Origin of the sequence: Paraburkholderia fungorum, assembly GCF_003610895.1 — a bacterium.
In the GTDB taxonomy this organism is placed as follows: domain Bacteria; phylum Pseudomonadota; class Gammaproteobacteria; order Burkholderiales; family Burkholderiaceae; genus Paraburkholderia; species Paraburkholderia fungorum_B.
On sequence record NZ_MCAS01000025.1, the window covers coordinates 1 to 25,717 of the forward strand.

The window sequence follows — 25,717 nt, forward strand, 5'->3', positions numbered from 1 at the left end:
GCCAGCAGATCGCCTTCCCAATGCCCGGGCACCGCGCGGTCTTCCACTTCGGCCGGTCTTTCGCTGATCGACACGGCCCCGATTATCCTGCCCCTGTTCTGCCCGCTTGCCGAGGCGCTCTTCGCCTGACGCATCGTACGATTGGTACGAAGATGCTCGACGAGTTCCTTTTTAAGGACCCCGCGTGCCTGGATGAACAGGCTCCGGTAGATCGTCTCGTGTGATATCTGCATGTCCTTGTTGACCCGGAACTCGCGCCTGAGCCATCCCGCTATCTGTACAGGGGCCCATTTTAATTTGAGTCTGGCCGCCACCAGCCGGCGCAGCCGCGCATTGCCTGACAACGCACACACCTTGGGCCGCCGTGCACGCTCCCAGGCGTTCACATCGGCCTCGTGCGCCCGATATCGGTGGCTGCCGCCATTACGCGAAATCTCCCGGCTGATGGTCGATTTCGAGCGCCCCAGTTGCAACGCAATCTCGCCCATCGTACCGCCTGCGACAAGGCCCCGCGATATCTCCTCGCGTTCGGCCAGCGTCAGTGCCCGTGCAGATCGTGTGCGCACGGGCGGGGAAAATCCGCCGTTCCTGTTCACAACGTGATAAACGGCACTCGGCTGGCGCTCGAGCATCCGCGCGATTTCACTCAGCGACTCGCCCTCGCGCCACAGCTTCCAGATTTCCGCCTTCTGTGCGGTGTTCAACCACGGTCTTCTTTGTCGTCCCATCGTGCTCCACTCTCCATTTCCCTATTGGAACAGAGGTGTTGCAACGACCGGTTGAATCCGCCGCCGCTTTCTTTGCTTATCTTTCTTTGCGGCGGCAAAGAAAGTAAGTGCCGCCCCGCACAGGGGCAACACTAATAGACCATTAAGAAATCAAGGAAAGGCCAAAGAAGCCAGAACAAGGAAAGGCCAAAACCACAAAAGCACAGCCAAACCGCGCGGAGCAAACAAACAGATCAAGAAAAGGCCAACATCGTAAAACCACACCCAAAGCGCCGCGCAGGCAAAACCCCCCTCACCCAACAACAACCTCAACAGCGCGAACGCGCTCCCGATGCACCGCATCCTTAATCCCACCAGGCGAGTCAGCAAGCCGCTTAGCCACTGCCCCAGCATCAACTCCCCGCGCAGCAACAAGCGCAACCCGCAGCCGCTCAGCCTGCGGATACTCCCGCATCTCAAACCCAAGCCGCCCGCGTGCATCCGCCTCGCAAGCCTGCAAGGCTTCAGCAAACCGTGCCGGTTTCCGGATAGCATCGCTGCGCTCGAGCAACCTCACCAGCGCGGCCGCGCCCATCTCCATCACGCGATGAATATTCCCATGTTCCCGCGCCACCAGCACCGCCAGATCGCGGCATTCATTCGGTACCCGCAGCCGCTCGCATAACGGTTTCAGCAAATCCACGCTGCGCCCCTCGTGCCCGATATGGCGTGGCAATACGTCCTCGGGCGTCGTTGCTTTGCCCAGGTCATGCGTGAGCGCCGCGAACCGTACCGGCAACGCATACCCCTGCTGCGCGGCATGGTCGACCACCATCATCACATGCACGCCCGTATCCACTTCGGGGTGATAGTCCGCCCGTTGCGGCACGCCGAACAGCGCATCGATCTCCGGGAGGATTCGCGCCAGCGCGCCACATTCCCGCAGCACCTCGAACATCCGCGATGGCTTCTTCTCCATCAACCCGCGTGACACCTCCTGCCACACGCGCTCCGCCACCAGCGCGTCCACCTCACCGTCGCTCACCATCGCGCGCATCAGCGCCATCGTCTCCGGCGCCACCGTGAAATCGACGAAGCGCGCCGCGAACCGCGCAATCCGCAGAATCCGCACGGGGTCTTCAAGAAACGCACCGCTGACGTGACGAAACAGCCGCGCCTGCAAATCGCCCCGGCCGTTGAACGGGTCGATCACCGGCCCAGTCAGTTCGCCGTCCGGGCGCATTTCGCGCGCCATTGCATTGATCGTCAGATCGCGGCGAGCCAGATCCTCTTCGAGCGTGACGTCCGGCGCGTAGAAGAACTGAAAACCGTGATAGCCCGCCGCAGTCTTGCGCTCGGTGCGTGCGAGCGCATATTCCTCGTGCGTTTTCGGGTGCAGGAATACCGGGAAATCCTTGCCCACCGGACGGTAGCCCTGCGCCACCATCTGCTCCGGGGTCGCGCCGACCACCACGTAATCGCGGTCCTGCACCGGCACGCCCAGTAACTCGTCGCGAATCGCGCCGCCGACCGCGTAAATGTTCATGGACATTCGTCTTGATAGGGAATCGTGTGCGTTTCGCGAAGCGCGTCGTCAATCCAGGCCTTCACGGCCGGCAGCGCCGTCACGCGACGAACATAAGCCGCCGCGGCTTCGGACAAGCCGGGCTGCCATGTGTTGAAACGCATCACCACCGGCGCGTACATCGCGTCGGCAATGCTGAACTCACCGAACAGGAACGGGCCGCCGTAGGTCTCGAGGCAATGGCTCCAGAGCGCGTCAATACGCGCGATGTCGGCAAGCGCGCCCGGCGTGCCGTTCTTGCCGGGAAACGACGCGCGAATATTCATCCACATGTTCGAGCGCAATTCGCCAAAGCCCGAGTGCATCTCGGCGCTCACGCTGCGCGCGTGGCTACGGGCTGCCGCGTCACGTGGCCACAATGCATGCTGCGTGAAGCGCTCAGCCAGCGTCTCGGCGATCGCCAGCGTATCCCACGTGGCCGATCCGTCTTCGCCGATCAAACACGGTAACTTGCCCGGCCCTGTCGGCGCATAAGCAAGAATCGCGGACTTCGTGCCGGGTTCATTCAGATGAATCAGCACCTCCTCAAACGGGATGCCGAAATGCTTGAACAGCAGCCACGGACGCATCGACCACGACGAATAGTTCTTGTCACCGATAAGCAGCTTCATGCTCTGTCTTTGTATAAGTGGGTAGATAAAATGATTCAACGCCCCGCGCCGGCGCGAAACGTATCGAAGCGCGAGCGCGTCGACGCACCGGTCAGATACACGGGCGCGATGGTTTCGATGCTGACGGGCTCGATGCCGAGTTCAGGCGCAAGCGGTCCGCTCAGCACGTTGTCGACTTTCATCGAATCGAGATTGTCGCGCGAAATCACCGGTTCCCCAGGCGCCATTTCGAACGTCAATGCCTGCAGGCGCGCCAACGCTTCCGGCAGGCGAATAATCCGCGCTTTCCGGCCAATCACATTGCCGCAATACTCGACGAGGTCTTCGAGGGTATAGACAGTCGGCCCGCCCAGTTCGTAAGTATGGCCGCTCGCGGCATCGAGATCGAGCACGTTGCAGATCGCTTTCGCCACGTCGCCGACATACACCGGCTGGAATTTCGCGTCCGGCATGGCAAGCGGGATCGCCGGGAACATCCGCTGCAGGAAAGCGAACTTGTTGAGAAGCTGGTCTTCGGGGCCGAACACCACGGACGGCCGGAAAATCGTCCACGCCAGATTCGCCGCGTGCACAGCCTTTTCGCCGTCGCCCTTGGAGCGCGAGTACATGCTCGGCCCGTTCGTGTCGGCGCCGAGTGCGCTGATATGAATCAAACGATGCACGCCCTTGCCTTCGCAAGCCGCCACGATCCGGGTCGGCAATTCGACGTGCATGCGCGCGAACTCCGGGCCATAAGGCTTGCCGCGTTTGCCATGCAACGTGGCAACGAGATTGACGACGCAATCGGCACCCTCGACGAAACGCGCGAGCTGCACCGGATCGAACACGTCGGCTTCGATGACGTCGATGGGCAGCAGGGTGAGATGGCGGGCGTTGTAGCGGCGCCGCGTGGCAATGCGCACGTCTTTGCCCATTTCGACGAGCGCGTTGACGAGATAGCTGCCGATAAAACCGGAACCGCCGATGATCGCAATGGCTTGGTGTCGCATTTTCGACTCCCAGGTGGAAGCCGCGGCAACGGCTGGCGTGACGCACCGCCGCGTCGGAGTGACGCGGCGGCGGCCCGGCGCTTACGGTGCGATATAACCCAGACGCGCCTTCAGCGATTGCGGACGGCCTTCGAACAATGCCGCGTAGTAGACCGTGTTGGACAACACATTCTTCACGTAGTCGCGCGTTTCCTGGAACGGAATCGCTTCGGCAAAGATCGCGCCTTCAACCGGACGCTGCAACGATTGCCGCCAGTTGCGCGGGCGGCCGGGACCGGCGTTATAACCGGCGGTGGCCAGCACGGCGGACCCGTCGAACTGATTGTAGATCATCGACAAATAGTTCGTGCCGAGCAGGATGTTGGTGTTGATGTCATTCATCTGCTCACGCGAAATCGGGCCGAGGCCGATTTTCTTCGCCACCAGTTGCGCGGTGCCCGGCATCAACTGCATCAGACCGCTCGCGCCGACTTCCGAACGCGCGTTCATGATGAAGCGCGATTCCTGGCGAATCAGCCCATATGCCCATTCGACGTCGAGCCCATTCGACTGCGCGTCGCGCTCCACGATGTCCTTGAACGGCGACAGATAGCGCAGCGAGAAATCATGCTCGCTCTTCGTGCGGTCGGCCGTGTTGACCGTGCGGTCATACAACTGGATACGGCGCGCGTATTCGGCCACGGCGAGCAGTTGCCGGTCGCTCATGTTGCGCAGCGGCCAGTTCCATTCGCGATTGCCTTCGAGCCGCAGATTCAGCGCATAGAACCGCTGCGCCAGATCGAAGCCCGGCGTGTTGCCGGCCTGCTGGATTTCGGCGTCGCTCACCGTGGTTTTCGGCGGCACGGTGATCTTCTGACCGAGCTCTTCGGAAGCCAGCTGGCCATAGAAGTTGAAGCCCTGCGAGATCGACTCGAATTCCTGATTGGCGGTGGCGGTGTCGCCGGCCTGCTTGAGCGCGCGGGCATGCCAGTACACCCACGACGGCTGGTTGCGCAGCCCTGCCGGCATCTGTTCGATCGACCAGCGCACCATCGTCCAGTCGCCCGCGAGCAGTGCTGTGCGGGTGCGCCATTCGTAAGCAGGGGTCGACAGCGGCGCATTCACCGAAAGCCGGTACCAGTCGACCGCGCTCGGCATCTGCTTGACCGCGGCCTGATAGGCAATCGTGCCCCAGCCGATGGCCCGCTCGGGCGAACTCAGCGACGGCGCCACCGAGGCGAACGTGGCCGCGGCCATGGCCGGGTCGTTGCGCGCCATGCGCGTGATCGCGAGCAGCGCGAGTTGATGCGACTGCGTATCCGGACCGACACCGCGTGCCAGCAGCAACGGCGGCGTACTCGTGGCCTGGCCGAACAGCACCGGATCGGGCGGCTGGTTGCTGAGCGCATCGACGAGCTTGCTGCCGGTGCTGGTGTAGTTCTGCTCGTACGCGAGACGGATCTGTTGCCACACGTCGTCGGAGCTGAATTGCTGGTTGACTGCCAGCGCGGTAACCAGATCGACGCAGCCGTCGCCGTACCATTTCGGATCGACCAGCAGCGCACGCGCCGCGTCGGCAACGTTCTCGCCACGCGCGGCACGCGATTCGAGCGCGTAGCACTTCACCTGCGTATCGTCGTTCAGCACGAAGCGCGCGTATTGCTGATCGAAATTACGCCAGTCATGACGCGCGCCGAGCACCGTAAGGTAGTCGTTGCGCAAGCGGTCGGCAATGGCCTGGCCGTCGTATCTCTGCAGGAACGACAGCACCGGCGCATCTGGCGCGTCGATGCGCGCATGGCCGCTGGAATCGAACAACTGCGGTTTGATCTGGAAGTACTCCAGATACGCAGGCGCCGGATAGTTCGGGATCATGCTCGCCAGTTGCGCTGCACGCGCCGCATCATTATTGCGGGCGGCTTCGCGAAGCTGGACGAAGGTCTGGTCGTCGTTCGTGAGTTGCGAAAGGGGAATGGGCTTGACGGCGGCGGCCGTGCTGCACGCGACGAGTGCCGCAGCGGCAAGCGCCAGACCGGCCGCGCGATATACTCGATAGAGGCGTTTTGACATCGTTGTTTCTGGAGCGCGAATTGAACCCAAGCATAGCATGCAACCCTGTCGCGGAATCGAAAAAGGCGCTGCGTCGAATGCTATTGGAAGCAAGGCTACAAGCGGCTTCCGAGCCGGCACGCCATGCCGCGCTCGGGCGCCACGTTCTCGACGCATTGAAGCGCTACGGCGTGAGCAGCGCCGGGTTCTACTGGCCGCTCACGGGCGAGTTCGACGCACGCGCCGCGATCGCGGTCTGGCTCGCGGCAGACGCGCAACGCGAGGCGAGCCTGCCGGTCGTCAAGGAACGTGGCGCGCCGCTCGAATTTCACGCATGGGCGCCGGATATGCCAATGAAGATCGGTCATCACAAGATTGCCGAGCCCACTTCGGGGCGCGTCGTCATTCCCGAGCTGTTGTTCGTGCCGTGCGTCGGCTTCGACGCCGACGGCTACCGGCTCGGCTATGGCGGCGGCTACTACGATCGCACGCTCGCCAGCTGGCCGGGCGCGACGAAACCGGTCACGGTCGGCATCGCCTATGAAGCGTGCCGGACCGACGCGCTGCAGCGCGAGGCCCACGACATCCCACTCGATCTGATCGTGACGGAGGCCGGCTGCTATCCCCACCCAGCGGATTAAGCGTTTGACGAGCGCCGTGCGGCGCGCGCCCTTCAGCGCGCCCTGCGCGCGCCCCTCCCCCAGCGCCGCGGCCGCGCCCCGTTATAAAGACGCCGCCGCCCGCGCGGCCGTGTCATACAGTCCCGACGCATTGCGCATCAGTTGTGCCGCCTCGCCGATCTGCTCGTTAGTCAGACCGCTCTCCTTCAGCGTCGAAATCAGGCAACTCTCGCGCACTTCGCGGTACCTCAGGCAGAGTTCGCGGCCCGCATCGGTGGCCGAGAAGAACACTTCCTTGCCGGTCTTTTCGCTTTTTACATACCCTCTAGCTACGAGCTTCTTCAACGCATAGGTGGCGACGTGGGTGTCTTCGATGTTCAGCACGAAGCAGATGTCGGCCAGTTTCTTGCGCCGTTCGCGATGGCTGACGTGGTGCAGCAACGAGACTTCGATCGCGGTCATGTCCTTCTCGCCCGCGGCCGACATGCAGCGCACCATCCACCGGTTGAATGCGTTGCCAGCCATGATGAGTGCGTACTCCAGCTCGGACAGCTCCGCGCTTGTGTCAGACACGAGATGTTCCGAGGAGACGATCTTGGTGGGGTGGCGCGACATGTGAAATTTCTCGAGAAACACGATGGGAAGGTGTCGGGAGTGTACGACGAGCAGCCCCTTCCCGGGAGCCTGGCGAAAACGCTTATTGAGAATTTGTCGATATTTTATTGATAATGTACGCTCCAAACATCGCGGACCCCGTGCCGACTGAAACTCATGGGGTCCGATATGCTCGACAATTCCGACTCGACCAGGGCCACTAAGCGATGAGCCAACCCAGAATCTTTCCGTTCGGTGATGCCGCGCTAGTCTGCGAGGCGCCGCCGCCAGCCACGCTGGAATGCCAGCGGCGCGTGTGGGCGACCGCCGAAGCCGCGCGCGACTGGCCGCATGTGCTGGAGGTCGTCCCAGGCATGAACAATCTCACGCTCGTGTTCGATTCGCTCGAAGCCGATCGCGACGCGCTGGTGAACCATCTGCAAGCGGCCTGGGACGCGGTGAGCGACGCGCCCGCAACCGGCCGCGAAGTTGAAATCCCGGTGCAATACGGCGGCGAATTCGGACCGGACCTGAAAACGGTCGCCGATCACACCGGCCTGAGCGTGCGCGAGGTCGTGCAACGCCATTCGGCGGGCGAATACGTGGTGTTTTTCCTCGGTTTCCAACCGGGCTTCGCCTATATGGGCGGGCTCGACGAAACGCTGCACACGCCGCGCCGCTCATCGCCGCGGCTGGAAGTGCCGGCTGGTTCGGTAGGTATTGGCGGTGAGCAGACCGGCATCTATCCGGCCACCTCCCCCGGCGGCTGGCAGTTGATCGGCCGCACCGAACTGCCGCTGTTCGATCCGGCGCGGCGCCCGCCCACGCTGCTGCAACCGGGCGACCGGGTGCGCTTCACCATTGCGGGGATACACGCATGATCGATGTGATCCGCGCGGGCCTCCTGACAACGATCCAGGATCTTGGCCGCCACGGCTACCGGCACCTCGGCGTCGCCATGGGGGGCGCGCTCGACCGTTTATCGCTCGAAGTCGGCAACCGCCTGGTCGGCAACCGGCCCGACGCGGCCGGCCTGGAAATTACCTTCGGCCCGACCGTGCTGCGCTTTCTGCGCGCCACACGCGTGGCCATCACCGGCACCGAATTCGGCGCGACGCTCGACGGCAAGCCGGTCTATTCATGGTGGAGCCTGCCAGTGCAGGCCGGCCAGGAGCTGGTCCTGAACACCGCCAAACGCGGCATGCGCGGCTATGTCTGTATCGCGGGCGGCATCGACGTTTTGCCGATGCTCGGCTCGCGCAGCACCGATCTGGCCGGCCAATTCGGCGGACTCGGCGGCCGGGCACTGCGTGACGGCGATCGTCTGCCGGTCGGCGCGCCGCCGCAACGCGGCCACCTCGGCTTTACCCCCGAAGCGCCGGAGTTCGGCGTGAAAGCGCCCGCCTGGTGCAAGTTCGTGCTGGTTCACGAGCCGCTGCGGCGCGGCCGTCATCCGTCCGGCGTGCCTTGGGCGGTGCCGATCCGCGTGCTGCAAGGCCCCGAGTACGGCAGCTTCACTGAAGAAGCGCACGAATCGTTCTGGTCCGACGAATGGCTGGTTACCCCAAACAGCAACCGCATGGGCTACCGTCTCGCCGGAACGCAACTGAAGCGCACCCAGAAAAGCGATCTGCTGTCGCATGCAGTGCTGCCCGGCACCATTCAGGTCCCGCCCAACGGCCAGCCGATCGTGCTGATGAGCGACGCGCAAACCACCGGCGGCTATCCGAAAATCGGCGCCGTGATCCAGGCCGACCTGTGGAAGCTCGCCCAGGTCCGCCTGAACGCCGCCATCCGTTTCATCCCGACGACGCCCTATGAAGCGCGCCAGGCGCTGCTGGAAGAACGCACCTATTTGCGGCAGATCGACGCCGCGATTGCCATGCACGAGGAGCGCTGCGCGCGCCAGCCGGCGGTCGCGACGCTGTAACACTAAGTAGAGTAGAGGAACACCATGGAAATCGATTTGAACGCCGACCTCGGCGAAGGCTGCGGCTCCGACGAAGCACTGCTCGATCTCGTCAGTTCGGCCAACATCGCGTGCGGCTGGCACGCAGGCGGCGCCAACGCGATGCGCGACTGCGTGCGCTGGGCGGTACAAAAAGGCGTGTCGATCGGCGCGCATCCAAGCTTTAACGACCCCGAAAATTTCGGCCGCAAGGAAATGGATTTGCCGGCCCACGAGATCTACGCGGGGGTGCTGTACCAACTCGGCGCACTGTCGGCGATCGCACTGGCCGAGGGCGGGCGCATCGCGCACGTCAAGCCGCACGGTGCGCTTTACAACCAGGCCGCGCGCGACGCGAAGATCGCCGACGCGATCGTCTCGGCGGTCCATGATTTCGATCCGTCGGTCGCGGTATTCGCGCTCGCCAACAGCGGACTCGTGACGGCCGCGCGCGAAGCAGGTCTGATCGCCGTGGAAGAAGTCTTCGCCGACCGCGGCTATCGTGCCGACGGCTCGCTCGTGCCACGCAAGGACCCAGGCGCGCTGCTCGACGACGAAGAAGTCGTGCTCGCGCGCACGCTCGCCATGGTGCGCGAGCGCCGCGTGCAGGCCGTGGACGGACACTGGGTGCCGCTCAACGCGCAAACCATCTGCCTGCACGGCGACGGCCCGCATGCGCTGGCGTTCGCACGGCGCATCCGCAGCGCGCTGGAAGATGCCGGCATTGAAGTACACGCGGCAGGCGCCGCGAGCGTCTGATCCGCGCGCCGGACCGCGCGAGTCCGTCAGCGTGAATCGCCCCATTGTCATGCCCTGAACGCCCCGCTCCTTGCGGGGCGTTTGCCAGGTGCAGATGGTTTGCAGTACCCGGAGTGGAACAACACCGTCGAACAACAAAAAGCAGCAGGTGCAGGTGTAGTCGAAGCAACGCGGCCAGCAAGAGCCGTGGCAACAAAACGGCGCGAGGATCAGCAAGCGCCGGCCCACGTTAGCCGCCACAAGCGGCGAGGTTGAAACCCTGTTTGGAGATCCAGATGCAGACAACAGTCAGTCTATGGCCACTCATTGGCGTGGCCGTCATCATCGTCGGCTTTTTATTACGGTTCAATCCGATGCTGATCGTGGCAGTTGCCGCGATCGTCACGGGTCTGGCCGCGCACTTCCCGCTCGAAAAAATCCTTGCCGAAATCGGCACCGGCTTCATCAAGACCCGCAATATTCCGCTGATCATCCTGTTGCCGCTGGCCGTGATCGGCCTGCTGGAGCGGCATGGATTGCGCGAGCGCGCGCAGACATGGATCGGCAGCATCAAGGCCGCGACCGCGGGACGTTTGCTGATCGTCTATCTGCTGGTGCGCGAACTGACGGCCGCTGTCGGACTCACCGGCCTCGGCGGCCATCCGCAGATGGTGCGCCCGCTGATCGCCCCCATGGCTGAGGGCGCGACTGAAACACGCTTCGGCAAGATCAGCGACGCGGTTCGCTTCAAGTTGCGCGCCTTCTCGGCGGCGACCGACAACGTCGGCCTGTTCTTCGGCGAAGACATCTTCGTTGCATTCGGCGCCATCGTGCTGATGACGACCTTCCTGAAAGAGGCCGGCATCGTCGTCGAGCCGATTCACGTGGCTGTCTGGGGCATCCCGACCGCGATCAGCGCGTTCATCATTCACGGCTTCCGTCTGTATCTGCTCGACCGCAGGCTCGAGCGCGAACTGCGCGGCAATGCCGCAGCGAACGCCGCATCCGTTTCGCCGACGCAACCCGCCGCAGGAGACAAAGCATGACGCTCACGATTACCTATCTGTTCTGGCTGCTGGGCGTGGTGCTGCTTGTGATCGGCGGCATGATCGTCACCGACAAGGAGCACCCGCGCCGTTTCACCGCCGGCGGCTTCTGGATTCTTTACGCGCTGATCTTCCTGATCGGCGACAAGCTGCCGGCCTCCGTGGTCGGCGTGCTGGTGATCGTGATGGCGCTGGCCGCGGGCTTCGGCGGCGTAACCGCGGCGAAGCCGAAGCTGCTGTCGCTCGAAGCCCGCAAGGCCAGCGCCGCGCGTCTGGGCAACAAGCTGTTCGTGCCCGCGTTGACGATTCCGGTCGTCACCGTGGTCATTACGCTGTCGGCCAGCCATCTGATCTTCGGCGGCATGCCGTTGATCGAGAAGGCCAACGTCACCCTGATCGGCTTCGGCATTGGCTGTGTGATCGCGCTGGCGATTGCCTGCGTGATGACACGCGACACCGTCGGCCAGTCGATGAAAGAGGCGCGCCGCCTGGTCGATGCGCTGTCATGGGCCGCGGTGCTGCCGCAGATGCTCGGCATGCTTGGCCTCGTGTTCTCGGACGCGGGCGTCGGCAAGGCGGTCGCTCACGTGACCACGGCCTACATCAGCCTCGACTACCGGTTTGTCGCGGTGGCCGTGTACTGCATCGGCATGGCGCTCTTCACGATGGTGATGGGCAACGGCTTCGCCGCATTTCCGGTGATGACGGGCGGCGTCGGCGTGCCGATTCTGGTCGGCGTGTTTCACGGCAATCCGGCGGTGATGGTCGCGATCGGCATGTTCTCGGGCTATTGCGGCACGCTGATGACGCCGATGGCCGCGAACTTCAACATGGTGCCGGCGGCGCTGCTGGAGTTGCCGGACAAGAACGCCGTGATCAAGGTGCAAGTGCCGACCGCCTTGACCCTGCTGGTTGTGAACATCTTCCTGCTGAATTTCCTGATGTTCCTGTAGGACTGTTGACCTGGCCGCGTGCGAGATAGTGGTGTCGCACGCGGGCGGCGAGTTGCATAAGCCGTGGTGAACGAACGCCGCCGAATTAGGATGCGTCCGATCGTCAACATGAGTACCTGAACATAAGCTGGTGGATGGTCTCCCATCCACACGCGCCGGCGCACGCAATGCGCGCCGCAGGCGCTCTCCAGCAGGTTCTCATGGAACAACCCTCCCACCCCGACACCGCGAGCGCCGGCGCGCCGCCTTCCGCCTATCTCGCCTCGGTAGTCGACGCCGCGCTCGAAGCACACCAGGCCGGCCGGCTCGATGCCGCCGAGCCGCTCTACCGCGAGGCTCTCGCGCTCGACCCTGCGCATGCCGGCGCGCTGCACTATTTCGGCGTGCTGCAACATCAGCGCGGCAACCACAGCTTCGCTGCGGAGTTGATGAGCGAAGCACTCAAGCGCGATCGCACCGACGCCGTCTGCTGGAGCAACCGCGGTCTCGTGGCCGCCGCGCTCGGCCACTCCCAGGAAGCCATGATCTGCTACGACCAGGCGTTGCAGCTGCGGCCGGATTTCGCCGACGCGCGCAACAATTTCGGCGTCGCGCTGCAAGCGCAAGGCGCGTTCGACGAAGCGATCGGGCAATACCGGCTGGCGCTGGCAGCGAATCCGCTGTTCATCGACGCGCTTCTGAACCTCGGCTCGGCGCTGAGCAAACTCGAGCGCTACGACGAAGCACTGGCGTGCTATCAGGACGCGCTGGCACTCGACCCGCAATCGGCGGAAGCGCACTTCAACGCGGGCAATGCGCACAACGCGCAGGACAATCACGATGCCGCCATCGCCAGCTTTCAGCACGCGCTCTCGCTGCGCCCCAATTACGCCGAGGCGCATGTCAACCTCGGCAGCCTGATCGGCAAGCTTGGCGACTACGCCGGCGCCGAAGCTCAATATCGGCAGGCGGTCGAACTCAAGCCGAACCCGACCAATCTGGTTTGCCTCGGCGCATCGCTCGGCGCGCAAGGCTGTCTCGACGAGGAGGAAGACCTGTATCGCCATGCGTTGGCGCTCGATCCCGACTACGCGGACGCGCATCAGAATCTCGCGTGGCTGTTGCTCAAGCGCGGCGACTACAAGCAAGGCTGGGCGGAGTTTGCAAAGCGCTGGCGCAAGCGCGATTACGAGGCGATCGCCGTGCCGGGCGTCGCCGAGTGGCATGGCGAACCGCTCGAGGGGCGCCGTCTGTTGCTGGTCGGCGAACAGGGTTTCGGCGACCACTTCCAGTTTCTGCGCTATGCGCATGAGCTCGAACAACGCGGCGCCACGGTCGACCTCTGCGTGCGCGAGCCGCTGTTGCCGCTGGTTGGACGCATTCCGGGCGTGCGTCGCGCGTTCAGTGGCAAGCCCGAGGGCGAGTACGACTTCTGGGTGCCGATGATGAGCGTGCCGTCGTGCGTCGGCACCGAACTGTCGAGCATTCCCGTCAACGTGCCGTATCTGTTCGCCGACAAGGCGCAGATCAGGACATGGCGCAAACGGGTGGACGCAGCCGGCAAATCGAAACGCAAAGTGGGTCTGGTGTGGGCCGGCAGTCCGACGTTTGGCAACGACCGCTATCGCTCCGTGGCGCTGGCCGATCTGGCCTCGCTAAGCGAGGCGAACGACGTTGCCTGGTATGCCCTGCAGAAAGGCCCGGCGCACGATCAGTTGGCCGACGCGCCTGAAGCTTTCCGGGCCCACGATTTCACCGCCGATCTGCACAACTTCGACGACACCGCCGCGCTGATCATGAATCTCGATCTGGTGATTGCCGTGGACACCGGCGTGGCCCACCTCGCTGCCGCGCTGGGAAAACCCGTCTGGGTATTGCTGCCCGCTAATTCGGACTGGCGCTGGCTCGAAGAGCGCAACGATTCGCCCTGGTATCCGACCATGAAACTGTTCCGGCAAACGGCCTTAACCGATTGGACGCAGGTGGTCGAACGTGTGTCGCAAGCGCTACGCGAGGGCAGCCGATAAAACCTGGGCCGCGCGGATTTCAGGCGTCTCAGCCCGCATCGACCACGAACCCGTGCTGCCGCAACAACTGCAGCACGCCCTTGCGGCCGCCCAGATGCAATGCGCCGATCGCCACGAACACCGGCTTGTTCGGCCCGGCGATCAGCAGCATCCGCGACACGAAGCGCCGATTGCGTTCGTACACGATCTTGTTGTCGATCGAATCGGAGATGCGCTTGTCGCGGGCCAGTTTCTCCGACTTCGCGGCCTGCCAGGCCGCAATCGCATCGGCGTCCCCCACGCGCCATAGCCGATGCAAGGTCTTCACATCGTCGACATTTTCCTGGGGTGTCTGCACCAGGTCCTGCGCCAGCATTTCGCGCTGTTGCGCGAGCGAAAGCCCGGTGAACGCGCGCATCTGCTGATGCAGCGTCTCAAGGCCGACGATCTTGCCGCGCGTCCTGATGTACACGTTTTGCAGCTGCGCTTCCGTGCCGTACTCGGTCTGCAAACCGGCACTCAGCGAATCGTAGGTTTCGACCACCAGGGACGCGAGCCACGGGCGCATCTTCTTGATTTCATCCAGCGCCGCGGGATTGCCGCGCAGGCGCGCGGCCAGCTTGTGCCACAAGGGCTCGGGCAGCAGGCCCGGCAGACAGTCGCGGCGGCATATGCCGTACTTCGACACGTCGTCCTGCGAGACCAGCAGTTCGTCGGGTGAGAGTTCAAGCGCCAGCGTCGGCGAGGCCACCAATGCGCCGAGAATCGGTGCTCGGAACGGCTGTTGGGGCGGATAGTCGGCGGGATCGCCGACGTGCAACGTGCCGAGCACGTAGATGGTTGTGGTGCCGCGCGTGGCGACATAGAACGGCATGCGCGCCGGCTGCAGGCGCACCGGACCGCTCGCCGTGGTGCCCGGCGTGGCGGGCGGTGGATTGAAACCTGGCAAGGTGGCGCGCGGCGGCGTCTGCAGATTGGGCACCTGCATTGCCGGCCGCCCGGCCTGAGCGGGCGTATTGGCAGCCGCCCCGGCGGCATGCGCAACGCCGATCGGCAGCACGCTCAAAAGAAAGACACAACAAACGCCGAGGAGCGCGGCACCGGTTAGTGCACGCGCTCCCCGGCGCCGCGCGAAAGCCACGTGGCGGCCGTCATCACGCGAGCGGCGCGTAGGACGACGCGCCGCCACTGCATCAGGCATCCACGTCCCCCACCTCCTCGGCACGGTGACACGACACCTGACGGCCATCCACTTCACGCAACTTCGGTTCTTCGCTGCGGCACCGGTCGATCACGTACGGGCAGCGCTGGTGGAACGTGCAACCCGATGGCGGATTCAGCGGCGACGGCATTTCACCTTGCAGCTTGATCTTGATGGTGCGATCCGCTTCGAAGATCGAAGGCGTGGCCGACATCAGCGCACGCGTGTACGGATGACGCGGGTTCGAGAAAATCCGCTTCTTGTCGCCGAGCTCCGCCACGCCACCGAAGTACATCACCATCACATCGTCGGCGATGTGCTCCACCACCGACAGGTTGTGCGAGATGAACACGTAGCTGGTTTTGAACTGCTCCTGCAGATCCATGAACAGATTGAGAATCTGCGCCTGGATCGACACGTCGAGCGCGGACACCGGCTCATCGGCGACCACGATCTGCGGATCGAGGATCATCGCGCGCGCAATCGCCACGCGCTGACGCTGACCGCCCGAGAACATGTGCGGATAGCGCTTTGCGTGCTCCGGACGCAGGCCGACCGTACGCATCATCTGCGCGATCCGCTCGGCGCGTTCGGTCGAGCTCATCTGCGTGTTGATCGCGAGCGGTTCGCCAAGCGTCTGCTCGACGGTCTTACGCGGATTCAGCGAAGCGAACGGATTCTGAAACACCATCTGCACGCGCCGCCGCAGCGCGGCGATCTTCGCGTGATCGGCGCCGGCCACGTCCTCACCGTCGATCAGCAGGCGGCCCGCGCTAGGCGCTTCGATCATGGTCAGTTGCCGCGCGAGCGTCGATTTGCCGCAGCCGGATTCACCGACCACCGCCAGGGTCTTGCCGCGTTCGAGCGCAAACGACACGCCGTTCAAAGCCTTTACCGTCCCCTGGCTGAACATGCCGCGCTTGACCGTGTAGTAACGCGCAAGCTTGTCGGCAACCAGCACGTGATCGCCCGCATGGCCCGACTGGCGCCGCGGTTCGAGTACTGCGTTCATCGTGCGCCTCCATGGGTGTGAACGTTGGCGTCGCCGCTCAGGTTCAGGGGTTTGATGCAGCGCACCCGCGCCACTTCAGCGTGACCTTGCATCGGCGCCAGCGCGGGACGTGCCTTCATGCAGTCGTCGACCACGTACTTGCAGCGCGGCGCGAACAGACATCCTTTGGGACGGTCGTCACGCCCCGGCACCATGCCAGGCAGCGCGGCGAGCCGCACCGCGCCGACATTGTGCTCAGGAATCGCCGCCAGCAAAGCCTCCGTGTACGGATGATGAGGCGCTGCGAAGATGTCCGGCACGCGGTTGGTTTCGATCACTTCGCCAGCGTACATGACCGCGACGCGCTGCGCGACCTCGGACACCACGGCCAGATCGTGCGAGATCAGCACGAGCGCCATGCCGCGTTCCTTCTGCAGCTTGATCAGCAGCTCCATGATCTGCGCCTGGATCGTCACGTCGAGCGCGGTGGTCGGCTCGTCGGCGATCAGCAGCTTCGGGTTGCAGGCAATCGCCATGGCGATCATCACGCGCTGGTTCATACCGCCCGACATCTGATGCGGGAACGACGTGATACGGCCCTTCGCGTCCGGAATGCCGACCTGGTCGAGCAATTCCAGCGCGCGTTTGTCCAGTGCACTGCCGCGCAGGCCTTCGTGCAGCTTGAGCACTTCCTTGATCTGATAGCCGACCGTGTAGCTCGGATTCAGACTGGTGAGCGCGTCCTGGAACACCATCGCGATGTCTTTGCCGATGATCTTGCGGCGCTCGCGCGCGGAGGCCTTCAGCAGGTTCTTGCCGTTGAAGGTGACTTCATCAGCGGTGACTTTGCCCGGCGCGTCGATCAGGCCCATCAGCGCCATCATCGTGACGCTTTTACCCGAGCCCGATTCGCCGACCACGCCGACCACTTCGCCCGGCGCGACATCGAGGTTGATACGGTCGACGGCGGGTAGACCGTTGAAATTCACCGCCAGATTGCGGATGGTCAGTAATTTATCCATGTCATGCCATCCGTTTCAGTTTGGGATCGAGTGCGTCGCGCAGCCCGTCGCCGAGCAGATTGATCGCGAGCACCGAGATCAGGATGGAAAGACCCGGCATCGTGACGATCCACCAGGCGCTGTCGATATAGTCGCGCGCCGAGGCCAGCATCGCGCCCCACTCCGCCGACGGCGGTTGCACGCCGAGGCCGAGAAAGCCGAGCGCCGCGGCATCGAGAATCGCCGACGAAAAGCCCAAGGTAGCCTGCACGATCAGCGGTGCAGTGCAGTTCGGCAGCACTTGCGAGAACATCAGGCGCAAGGTACTCGCGCCGGCCACGCGTGAAGCCGTCACATACTCTTTCTGCAATTCGCCTTGCGCCGAAGCACGCGTCAACCGCACATAACCCGGCAGCGCGACGATCGCGATAGCCAGCATGGTGTTGACGAGACCCGGCCCGATGATCGCGACCACCGCGACGGCGAGCAGCAGCGAAGGCAATGCGAGCAGCACGTCCATGATGCGCATGATCGGCGTATCGGCCCACTTCTCGAAAAAGGCCGCGATCAGGCCGAGCACAATGCCCGGAATCAGCGCGAGCACCACCGAGACGAAGCCGATCCAGAACGACAGACGCGCGCCGTACATCAAACGCGAGAGGATGTCGCGGCCCGCTTCGTCGGTGCCGAGAATGAACTTCCAGTTGCCGCCGTCGAGCCAGGCGGGCGGAATCTTGACGGAGTCGCGATACTGCTCGATCGGGCTATGCGGCGCGATCAACGGTGCGAAGATCGCGATGAAGATCAACGCCAGCACGACAATGCCGGCGCCAACCGCACCACGGTTACGTGAGAAATTCGCCCAGAATTCACGGGCGGCGATGGCACGGCCACTCGGGGGAGTGACGGCCTGGGGAACTGTGTTTTGTAGGTCTGCCATGGTCATGCCTCCCGCCGAGCCGACTCAAGGGAGGCATGCGCCCCCTCGGGGGGCAGCGAGCACAAGTGAGCGTGGGGGTTCATATTTACCTCGTATGGCGAATGCGCGGGTTCAGCACGCCGTACAGCAAATCGACGACGAGGTTCACGACGATCACGAGCGTGGCGATCATCAGAATACCGCCCTGCACCACCGGATAGTCGCGCCGGCCGATCGCGTCGATCAGCCACTTGCCGATACCCGGCCACGAAAACAGCGTCTCGGTCAGCACCGCGCCGGCCAGCAGCGTGCCGACCTGCAGGCCGATCACGGTCACGACCGGAATCAGCGCATTACGCAACGCATGCACGATGATCACGCGCGCGGGCGACAAGCCCTTCGCGCGCGCCGTGCGAATGTAGTCTTCGCGCAGCACTTCGAGCATCGACGAACGCGTCATCCGCGCGACAACCGCCAGCGGAATCGTGCCGAGCACAATGGCCGGCAGGATCAGATGGCTGAGCGCGGATTTGAACGCGCCTTCGTCGGTGGACATGAACGCGTCGATCAGCATGAAGCCGGTCACGTGCGGAATGTCGTATTCGACCGCGATGCGGCCCGACACCGGCGTCCAGCCGAGGTCCACGGAAAACAGCATGATGAGGATCAAGCCCCACCAGAAGATCGGCATCGAGTAGCCGGTCAGCGCCGTGCCCATCACACCGTGATCGACCACCGTGCCGCGCCTCAAGGCCGCGAACACGCCCGCCGGAAGGCCGACGATCAACGCGAACAGCATCGCGCAGAACCCCAGCTCAACGGTGGCGGGAAAGCGTGCGAGAAATTCGCCCATCACGCTGGTATTGGTGATGATCGAAGTGCCGAGGTCGCCGTGCGCGGCGCGGCCAACATAGTGGATGTACTGCATGGGCAAGGACTCGTCGAGCCCGAGGCGATGCAGTGCGGCCGCATGCATGGCGGGATCGACGCCGCGCTCGCCCATCATCACTTCGATGGGGTCGCCCGGTATCAGGTGAATCAGCGCAAACGCAAGGATCGTGATGCCGATGAAGGTCGGTATCACCATGCCGATGCGGCGCAAAACAAAGCGGAACATGGTTCGTCCCTATGGTCTTGATGAAGAAAAAACGCAACCGGCGACGAGGGCTTGTGACCCCGGTCGCCGGACCATTTCGACCAGTTTTCTAACCGTGCGAAAATCTACTGCGTAAGCTTGACTGTATTACCTTTACTTGACGCTGACGCCGTCGAAGCGCGCATAACCGAGCGGCTCGATACGCATGTCGACCACCTTCTTGCTGACAGGCTGGTACACGGTCGAGTGAGCGATCGGCGAGAACGGCAGTTGCTGCGCGAAAATCTGCTGCGCCTGCATGTAGGCCGTCGTGCGCGCGCCCTGATCGGACGTGACACGTCCCTTCTGGATCAGATCGTCGAACGGCTTGTAGCACCACTTCGAAAAGTTGTTGCCGTTCACCGCTTCGCAGCCGAGCAGCGTGCCGAGCCAGTTGTCCGGATCGCCGTTGTCGCCGGTCCAGCCGATCAGCATCGTGTCGTCTTCACCTGCGTGAGCGCGCTTGATGTACTCGCCCCATTCATAGGTGACGATCTTCGCCTTCACGCCGATCTTGGCCCAGTCGGCCTGGATCATTTCCGCCATCAGACGGGCGTTCGGGTTGTACGCGCGTTGCACCGGCATCGCCCACAGCGTAATGTCGAAGCCGTTCGGATAACCGGCCTTTGCCAGCAGCGCCTTGGCCTTGTCCGAATCGTACGATGCGCTCTTCAGATTCTTGTCGTACGACCATTGGGTCGGCGGCATCGGGTTCGTTGCGGCCTGGCCTGCGCCTTGATACACCGACTCGATAATCGCCTTCTTGTTGATCGCCATGTCGAGCGCCTGACGCACTTCGACCTTATCGACCGGCTTGTGCGTCACGTTGTACGCGAGGTAGCCCAGGTTGAAGCCCGGCTGCGACGGCATGTCGATGTTCGCTTCAGCCTTCAGCGGCGCGATGTCGGCCGGACGCGGATAGCTCATCACCTGGCATTCGTCGCGCTTGATCTTCTGCACGCGCACACCGGCGTCCGGCGTGATCGAGAAGATCAGCTTGGAAATCTTCACGGCGTTCGGCTTCCAGTAATCCGGATTGCCGTCGAAACGGATCGTCGCGTCTTTCGTGTAGCTGCGGAAGATGAACGGGCCCGTGCCGACCGGGTACTGGTTGATGTCGGCAGCCTTGCCGGCCTTCAGCAGCTGATCGCCATACTCGGCCGAGAGGATCGACGCGTATTCCATCGCCATGTTCTGGATGAACGGGGCGTTGACTTCCTTCAGCGTGAACTTGACCGTATACGGATCGACCTTTTCGACGCTGGTGATCAGCTTGTCGAGGCCCATGTCCGTAAAGTACGGGAACTGGACGGGGTACGCCTTACGGAACGGCTGGTTCGTGTCCAGCATGCGCTGGAACGTGAACACGACGTCGTCCGCGTTGAATTCGCGCGTGGGCTTGAAGAACGACGTGGTCTGGAACTTCACGCCATGACGCAGATGGAACGTGTAGGTCTTGCCGTCCGCGGAGACATCCCACTTTTCGGCGAGGCCCGGCTCGACCTTGGTGCCGCCGCGCTCGAATTCGACGAGGCGGTTATAGACGGTGAACGTATTCGCCGTGAAATCGGTGCCCGTGGTGTATTGGGCCGGATCGAAACCCGCAGGACTGCCTTCTGAGCAGTAAACCAGGGTTTTATTCGGAATCTCGGCGCGCGCAACACTTGCGCCTACCATCGATGCCGCTGCAGCTGCGACGAGCGTCGTAACACGCGCGGCGCGCAACAGATTGTTTTGCTTCATGTTTCCTCCAAGTTCGAGGCTGGCTGACGCCAGCGTAGCGCGATATTACTTGAGCTTGGCTCGCACCAACAAGCGGAGGAAAATACCCCCGTTGACGATCGGAAACACTTAAGGCATAAAGGCGGCCGCACGCAGGCGCCGACCGGAGCGCGCGGCGCCAGAGGCCTGCTGGGCAAAAAAGCGACCCAGCAGGCGTTGCCGGCGGCTATTTCAGGCCGACACCCATGAATTGCGTCGGTCCGAACGGGTCGATCTTGAAGCCCGTGACGTCTTTGCTGATCGGCTGGTAGACGGTGGAATGGGCGATCGGCGTGAACGGCACCTGCTGCTTGAAGATCTCCTGCGCTTCCACATAGTCTTTGGTACGCTCGGCGACATCGGTGGTGCCACGGGCCTTCCTGATCAGGTCGTCGAAAGGTTTGTAGCACCATTTGGCGAAATTGCTACCTTTTACCGCATCGCAGCCAAGCAACACGCCCAGCCAGTTGTCAGGGTCACCGTAGTCCCCCGTCCAGCCGATCAGGATTGCCTGGTGCTCGCCCGCATGGGCGCGGCGAATGTACTCACCCCATTCGTACGTGGCGATCGTGGTCCTCACACCGATTTTCGCCCAGTCGGCCTGCAGCATTTCGGCCATCAGGCGGGCGTTCGGATTGTAGGGCCGCTGCACCGGCATGGCCCACAGGGTCAGGTCGAAGCCGTCCGGATAGCCTGCCTCCTTGAGCAAGGCTTTGGCCTTGTCGATGTCGTAAGGTGCGTCCTTCAGGTTCTTGTCGTAGCCCCATTGGGTCGGCGGCATGGGATTCGTCGCGATTTGCCCCGCGCCCTGATATACCGACTCGATAATCGCTTTCTTGTTGATCGACATATCCAGCGCGCGTCGCACCAGCACGTTATCGAGCGGTTTCTTCGTCGTGTTGTACCCGAGGATGCCCAGATTGAAGCCGACCTCGCTCGGCATCGCCAGTGACGAGTCGGTCTTGATCTGCGCAATATCCGCGGGACGCGGATAGCTCATCACCTGACATTCGCCACGTTTGAGCTTCTGGAGCCGCACCGCGGGGTCCACGGTGATCGAGAAGATAAGCTTCCCGACCTTCACAATGCCCGGTTTCCAGTAGTCAGGATTACCGTCGAAGCGGATCGTATCGTCCTTCGTGTAGCTGCGGAAAATGAAGGGCCCGGTGCCAACCGGGTATTGGTTGATATCGGCGGCCTTACCGGCTTTCAGCAACTGGTCCGTGTATTCCGCCGACAGAATCGATGCGAACGGCATCGCGATCTGCTGCAGGAACGGTGCATCGACTTCTTTTAGCGTGAAACGTACCGTGTACGGATCCAGCTTCTCGATCTTGGCGATGTTCTTGGCTAGGCCAAGATCGGCGAAGTAGGGAAACGGAACCGGGTAGGCCTTACGGAACGGCTGGTCCGGATCCAGCATGCGCTGATAGGTGAAGACGACGTCGTCGGCATTGAATTCGCGGGTCGGCTTGAAGAACGAGGTGGTCTGAAACTTCACCCCATGCCGCAGGTAGAACGTGTATTGCAGGCCGTCTTGCGACACGTCCCATTTCTCGGCGAGGCCCGGCTCGATATCGGTACTGCCGCGTGCGAACTCGACAAGGCGGTTATAGACCGTGTACGAAGCGGCGGTGAATTCGACGCTGGTGGTGTACTGCGCTGAATCGAAACCCGCCGGACTGCCTTCAGAGCAGAACACGAGGGTTTTGTCGGGCAAGGCGGCCGCGCCGGCAGCGGCAGGCGCGAGGCCGGCCGCAAGGACCGCACAGGCGCTCAAGACTGGCAAGCAGGTATGGCGAACTGCAAACAGCAATCTGGATACTGTCATCATGTTCTCCGCACGGCAGCCAGGTCAGCTGCGCCCCGATCATAGACAGCAAAAAAATCGGGTTCAATGCGGGCTTACACGACAGAGGGAAATGCCTGACGACGTATTTATGCTGCGTCGCAGCAATTCACCTCGGAACGGCTTCGGCGAGGAAGGTCCTGCGCGGGTCATCGAGCAAAGCAAGGGTACGAGACAGGCGCTTGAGATAACTTGACGAGCATGGCCCATGCGAAAAAAAACCGCGCGGCCAGATTGACCGCGCGGTTTTTCATAACGATGCTGAAGCTGCCAGCAGCCGCCCGAACCTTAAGCGCCCAGCCGTTCGCAGATGGCCTTGGTCGCCGCTGCGCCATTGAGCGTGTAGAAATGCAGGCCCGGCACGTTCGCGCCGATCAGACGCTGGCACAGGTCCGTCACCACATCCAGCCCGAACGCGCGAATCGACTCGCGGTCGTCGCCAAAGCTTTCCAGACGGCGCGCGATCCAGCGCGGCACTTCCGCACCGCACATCTCCGAGAAACGCATCAGTTGCGAGAAGTTCGTGATCGGCATGATGCCCGGCACGATGGGCACGTCGACGCCCAGCTTCCTCGCGTCGTCGACGAAACGGAAGTATGCGTCCGCGTTGAAGAAATACTGCGTGATCGCCGAATTGGCGCCGGCCTTCACCTTGTGAGCGAAGTTTTCGAGATCGTGACGCGGCGAGCGCGATTGCGGGTGGTACTCCGGATAGCCGGCCACCTCGATCCAGAACCAGTCGCCAAACTCGGCGCGGATAAAGCTCACCAGTTCCGACGCGTAGCGCAATTCACCGACTTCGCCCATGCCCGACGGCAGATCGCCGCGCAGAGCGACGATATGACGGATGCCATGCGCGCGATACTCGTTGAGGATCGCGCGCAGGCTCTCTTTCGACGAGCCGATGCACGACACGTGCGGCGCCGCCTCGAGCCCTTCCTTCGCCATATCGACGACGGTATCGAGCGTGCCCTGTTGCGTCGAGCCGCCGGCACCGAACGTGACGGACACGAATTTGGGCTTGAGCGGCGCGAGCTGCGCGCGGGTGGCGCGCAGCTTGTCGACACCTTCCTGCGTTTTCGGCGGGAAGAATTCGAATGAAAGTTCGATCGGGTTCATGATTCAGTAGGTCAACCGATACTGCGGTTGCCGAAAATAAGCGCGGACAGCAGCCACGAAACGATGCTGTACAGAATCGAACCGAAGAACGCCGACCAGAAACCCGACACCTCGAATCCCTTGAGCAGCGACGCGCACAGCCAGAAGCACAGCGCATTGACCACGAGGATGAAGAGTCCGAGCGTGACGATCGTGACGGGCAGCGTCAGCAGGATCAGCACCGGTCGCAGGATCGTGTTGATCAATCCGAGCACCACCGCGACGATCAGGGCGGTACCGAAACTGCGGATATGAATCGACGGCACGAGGTAGGTGATGATCAGAAGCGCAAGCGCGTTGATCAGCCAGGTCAGCAGCACGGTCATGTAGAGCTCCTTTCAGGCAGGATGTCCGTTTGAACGGAACGAGGCGGCCATGGCGAACAAAGCGGCGCGTTGCGCGCCGCCCTGTCGTCAAACTGTCATGCTTTGAAACCGCCCGCGTGCTTAATGCTACTTACAAGCGGTTAGCTGGCCGCGACTTAGTAGCGGTAGTGGTTCGGCTTGAACGGACCGTTCTTGTCGACGCTGATATAGCTCGCCTGATAGTCCGACAGCACCGTCAGTTCCGCGCCGATACGACCCAGATGCAGACGTGCGACCTTTTCATCAAGGTGCTTCGGCAACACGTAGACCTTGTTTTCGTACTTGTCGCCGTGAACGAACAGTTCGATCTGCGCGATCGTCTGGTTCGTAAACGATGCCGACATCACGAACGACGGGTGACCCGTTGCGCAACCCAGATTCACCAGACGCCCTTCAGCCAGCAGGATGACGCGCTTGCCGTCCGGGAAAATGATGTGGTCGACTTGCGGCTTGATGTTTTCCCACTGGTACTTGCGCGTCGATGCAACGTCGATTTCCGAATCGAAGTGACCGATATTGCAGACAATCGCGTTGTTGCGCATGGCAGCCATATGATCGTGGCCGATAACGTGGAAATTGCCCGTTGCCGTCACGAAGATGTCGGCCTTGTCCGCCGCGTATTCCATCGTTACGACGCGATAGCCTTCCATCGCCGCTTGCAGTGCGCAAATCGGATCGATTTCCGTGACCCACACCGTGGCGCCCAGACCACGCAGCGATTGCGCGCAACCCTTGCCCACGTCGCCGTAACCGGCCACGACCGCGATCTTGCCCGCGATCATCACGTCGGTCGCGCGCTTGATACCGTCGACCAGCGATTCACGGCAGCCATACAGGTTGTCGAATTTCGACTTGGTGACCGAATCGTTCACGTTGATGGCCGGGAACGGCAGGCGCCCTTCCTTTTCCATCTGATACAGACGATGCACGCCAGTCGTGGTTTCTTCGGTCACGCCCTTGATGTGCGCGAGACGCGTGGAGTACCACACCGGATCGGCGTCGAGATGCTTGGCGATCGACTTGTACAGCGCCACTTCTTCTTCGTTTTCCGGCTTCGAGATCACCGAACGGTCTTTCTCGGCCTTCGAGCCGAGGATCAGCAGCAACGTGGCGTCGCCGCCGTCGTCGAGGATCATGTTGGCGAATTCGCCATTCGGCCATTCGAAAATGCGGTGCGAAAATTCCCAGTATTCGTCGAGCGATTCGCCCTTGAATGCGAACACCGGCACGCCGCCTTGCGCGATCGCGGCGGCTGCATGGTCCTGCGTCGAGAAGATGTTGCACGATGCCCAACGAACGTCCGCGCCGAGTGCCGTCAGGGTTTCGATCAGCACGCCGGTTTGAATCGTCATGTGCAGCGAGCCGGCAATGCGCGCGCCCTTCAGCGGTTGCGTGCTCTTGTATTCCTCACGCGTTTGCATGAGACCCGGCATTTCGGTTTCAGCGATATTCAGTTCCTTGCGGCCCCAGGCTGCAAGCGACATATCGGCGACGAGAAAATCTTGCTTTGAATCGAGAACTGCGGCGTTCATC

Annotated in this window: 23 protein-coding genes; 7 read left to right on the forward strand and 16 right to left on the reverse strand. The window is 62.7% G+C overall.

Annotated features, from left to right (window positions below):
* The 5 genes from BCY88_RS22945 to BCY88_RS22965 form a co-directional block, all read right to left on the reverse strand.
* Positions 1–728, reverse strand: a 728-nt coding sequence (locus tag BCY88_RS22945) for an IS30 family transposase (RefSeq protein WP_147408512.1), incomplete at its 3' end; no start/stop codon positions are given.
* Between the two features lie 292 nt (positions 729–1,020).
* The gene (locus tag BCY88_RS22950) at positions 1,021–2,253 is read right to left on the reverse strand and encodes a multifunctional CCA addition/repair protein (RefSeq protein ID WP_120346472.1); all 1,233 of its coding nucleotides are present in this window, start codon (positions 2,251–2,253) and stop codon (positions 1,021–1,023) included.
* Positions 2,250–2,903, reverse strand: coding sequence for a glutathione S-transferase family protein (locus tag BCY88_RS22955; protein ID WP_120346473.1), 654 nt, complete (start codon positions 2,901–2,903; stop codon positions 2,250–2,252). The genes BCY88_RS22950 and BCY88_RS22955 overlap by 4 nt, the downstream gene beginning before the upstream one ends.
* Positions 2,904–2,938: 35 nt before the next feature.
* Entirely contained in the window at positions 2,939–3,892 is a 954-nt protein-coding gene (locus tag BCY88_RS22960) for a complex I NDUFA9 subunit family protein (protein ID WP_120346474.1), read from the reverse strand.
* An 81-nt stretch (positions 3,893–3,973) separates the two neighbouring features.
* Positions 3,974–5,941 (reverse strand): lytic transglycosylase domain-containing protein, encoded by a 1,968-nt coding sequence (locus BCY88_RS22965; RefSeq protein WP_120346475.1) that lies wholly within the window; start codon positions 5,939–5,941, stop codon positions 3,974–3,976.
* 77 nt (positions 5,942–6,018) lie between these two features.
* Here BCY88_RS22965 and BCY88_RS22970 point away from each other — a divergent pair, with 77 nt between their 5' ends.
* Positions 6,019–6,561, forward strand: coding sequence for a 5-formyltetrahydrofolate cyclo-ligase (locus tag BCY88_RS22970; RefSeq protein ID WP_259461491.1), 543 nt, complete (start codon positions 6,019–6,021; stop codon positions 6,559–6,561).
* Between the two features lie 81 nt (positions 6,562–6,642).
* Here BCY88_RS22970 and BCY88_RS22975 read toward each other — a convergent pair whose 3' ends face one another.
* Positions 6,643–7,155, reverse strand: coding sequence for a winged helix DNA-binding protein (locus BCY88_RS22975; protein WP_120346476.1), 513 nt, complete (start codon positions 7,153–7,155; stop codon positions 6,643–6,645).
* 206 nt (positions 7,156–7,361) lie between these two features.
* On the opposite strand from BCY88_RS22975, the gene pxpB reads away from it, so the two are divergent.
* The 6 genes from pxpB (at position 7,362) to BCY88_RS23005 (ending at position 13,825) form a co-directional block, all read left to right on the forward strand.
* A complete protein-coding gene (pxpB, locus tag BCY88_RS22980; protein ID WP_120346477.1) occupies positions 7,362–8,015 on the forward strand; it encodes a 5-oxoprolinase subunit PxpB in 654 nt (217 codons plus the stop codon).
* A complete protein-coding gene (locus tag BCY88_RS22985) occupies positions 8,012–9,064 on the forward strand; it encodes a 5-oxoprolinase subunit C family protein (RefSeq protein ID WP_120346478.1) in 1,053 nt (350 codons plus the stop codon). Before pxpB ends, BCY88_RS22985 begins: the two co-directional genes overlap by 4 nt.
* Before the next feature lie 24 nt (positions 9,065–9,088).
* Positions 9,089–9,841 (forward strand): 5-oxoprolinase subunit PxpA, encoded by a 753-nt coding sequence (gene pxpA / locus BCY88_RS22990; RefSeq protein ID WP_120346479.1) that lies wholly within the window; start codon positions 9,089–9,091, stop codon positions 9,839–9,841.
* A 275-nt stretch (positions 9,842–10,116) separates the two neighbouring features.
* Positions 10,117–10,866, forward strand: coding sequence for a DUF969 domain-containing protein (locus BCY88_RS22995; protein WP_120346480.1), 750 nt, complete (start codon positions 10,117–10,119; stop codon positions 10,864–10,866).
* Positions 10,863–11,819: a DUF979 domain-containing protein gene (locus tag BCY88_RS23000; RefSeq protein ID WP_120346481.1), complete on the forward strand. Its 957-nt coding sequence runs from the start codon at positions 10,863–10,865 to the stop codon at positions 11,817–11,819. The genes BCY88_RS22995 and BCY88_RS23000 overlap by 4 nt, the downstream gene beginning before the upstream one ends.
* Positions 11,820–12,019: 200 nt before the next feature.
* Positions 12,020–13,825 (forward strand): tetratricopeptide repeat protein, encoded by a 1,806-nt coding sequence (locus tag BCY88_RS23005; RefSeq protein ID WP_120346552.1) that lies wholly within the window; start codon positions 12,020–12,022, stop codon positions 13,823–13,825.
* A gap of 28 nt (positions 13,826–13,853) precedes the next feature.
* On the opposite strand, the gene BCY88_RS23010 is transcribed toward BCY88_RS23005, so the two are convergent.
* From BCY88_RS23010 to ahcY, 10 genes are all read right to left on the reverse strand, one after another.
* Positions 13,854–15,005 carry a TraB/GumN family protein gene (locus tag BCY88_RS23010; RefSeq protein ID WP_120346482.1) on the reverse strand — a complete coding sequence of 384 codons (1,152 nt, stop codon included), beginning with the start codon at positions 15,003–15,005 and terminating at the stop codon, positions 13,854–13,856.
* A complete protein-coding gene (locus tag BCY88_RS23015; RefSeq protein WP_120346483.1) occupies positions 14,998–16,017 on the reverse strand; it encodes a peptide ABC transporter ATP-binding protein in 1,020 nt (339 codons plus the stop codon). The genes BCY88_RS23010 and BCY88_RS23015 overlap by 8 nt, the downstream gene beginning before the upstream one ends.
* On the reverse strand, positions 16,014–17,018 hold the full coding sequence (locus BCY88_RS23020; protein ID WP_120346484.1) for an ABC transporter ATP-binding protein: 1,005 nt from the start codon (positions 17,016–17,018) through the stop codon (positions 16,014–16,016). The genes BCY88_RS23015 and BCY88_RS23020 overlap by 4 nt, the downstream gene beginning before the upstream one ends.
* Before the next feature lies 1 nt (position 17,019).
* Positions 17,020–17,937, reverse strand: coding sequence for an ABC transporter permease subunit (locus BCY88_RS23025; protein WP_120346485.1), 918 nt, complete (start codon positions 17,935–17,937; stop codon positions 17,020–17,022).
* A gap of 85 nt (positions 17,938–18,022) precedes the next feature.
* Positions 18,023–19,033, reverse strand: coding sequence for an ABC transporter permease subunit (locus tag BCY88_RS23030; RefSeq protein WP_120346486.1), 1,011 nt, complete (start codon positions 19,031–19,033; stop codon positions 18,023–18,025).
* Between the two features lie 132 nt (positions 19,034–19,165).
* Positions 19,166–20,794, reverse strand: a complete 1,629-nt coding sequence (locus BCY88_RS23035) for an ABC transporter substrate-binding protein (RefSeq protein ID WP_120346487.1) — start codon at positions 20,792–20,794, stop codon at positions 19,166–19,168.
* A 205-nt stretch (positions 20,795–20,999) separates the two neighbouring features.
* On the reverse strand, positions 21,000–22,643 hold the full coding sequence (locus BCY88_RS23040; protein WP_120346488.1) for an ABC transporter substrate-binding protein: 1,644 nt from the start codon (positions 22,641–22,643) through the stop codon (positions 21,000–21,002).
* 306 nt (positions 22,644–22,949) lie between these two features.
* The gene (metF, locus tag BCY88_RS23045) at positions 22,950–23,780 is read right to left on the reverse strand and encodes a methylenetetrahydrofolate reductase [NAD(P)H] (protein WP_120346489.1); all 831 of its coding nucleotides are present in this window, start codon (positions 23,778–23,780) and stop codon (positions 22,950–22,952) included.
* A gap of 11 nt (positions 23,781–23,791) precedes the next feature.
* Positions 23,792–24,145, reverse strand: coding sequence for a phage holin family protein (locus BCY88_RS23050; RefSeq protein ID WP_028198543.1), 354 nt, complete (start codon positions 24,143–24,145; stop codon positions 23,792–23,794).
* Between the two features lie 155 nt (positions 24,146–24,300).
* Positions 24,301–25,716, reverse strand: coding sequence for an adenosylhomocysteinase (ahcY, locus tag BCY88_RS23055; protein WP_120346490.1), 1,416 nt, complete (start codon positions 25,714–25,716; stop codon positions 24,301–24,303).
* Position 25,717 lies beyond the last annotated feature (1 nt).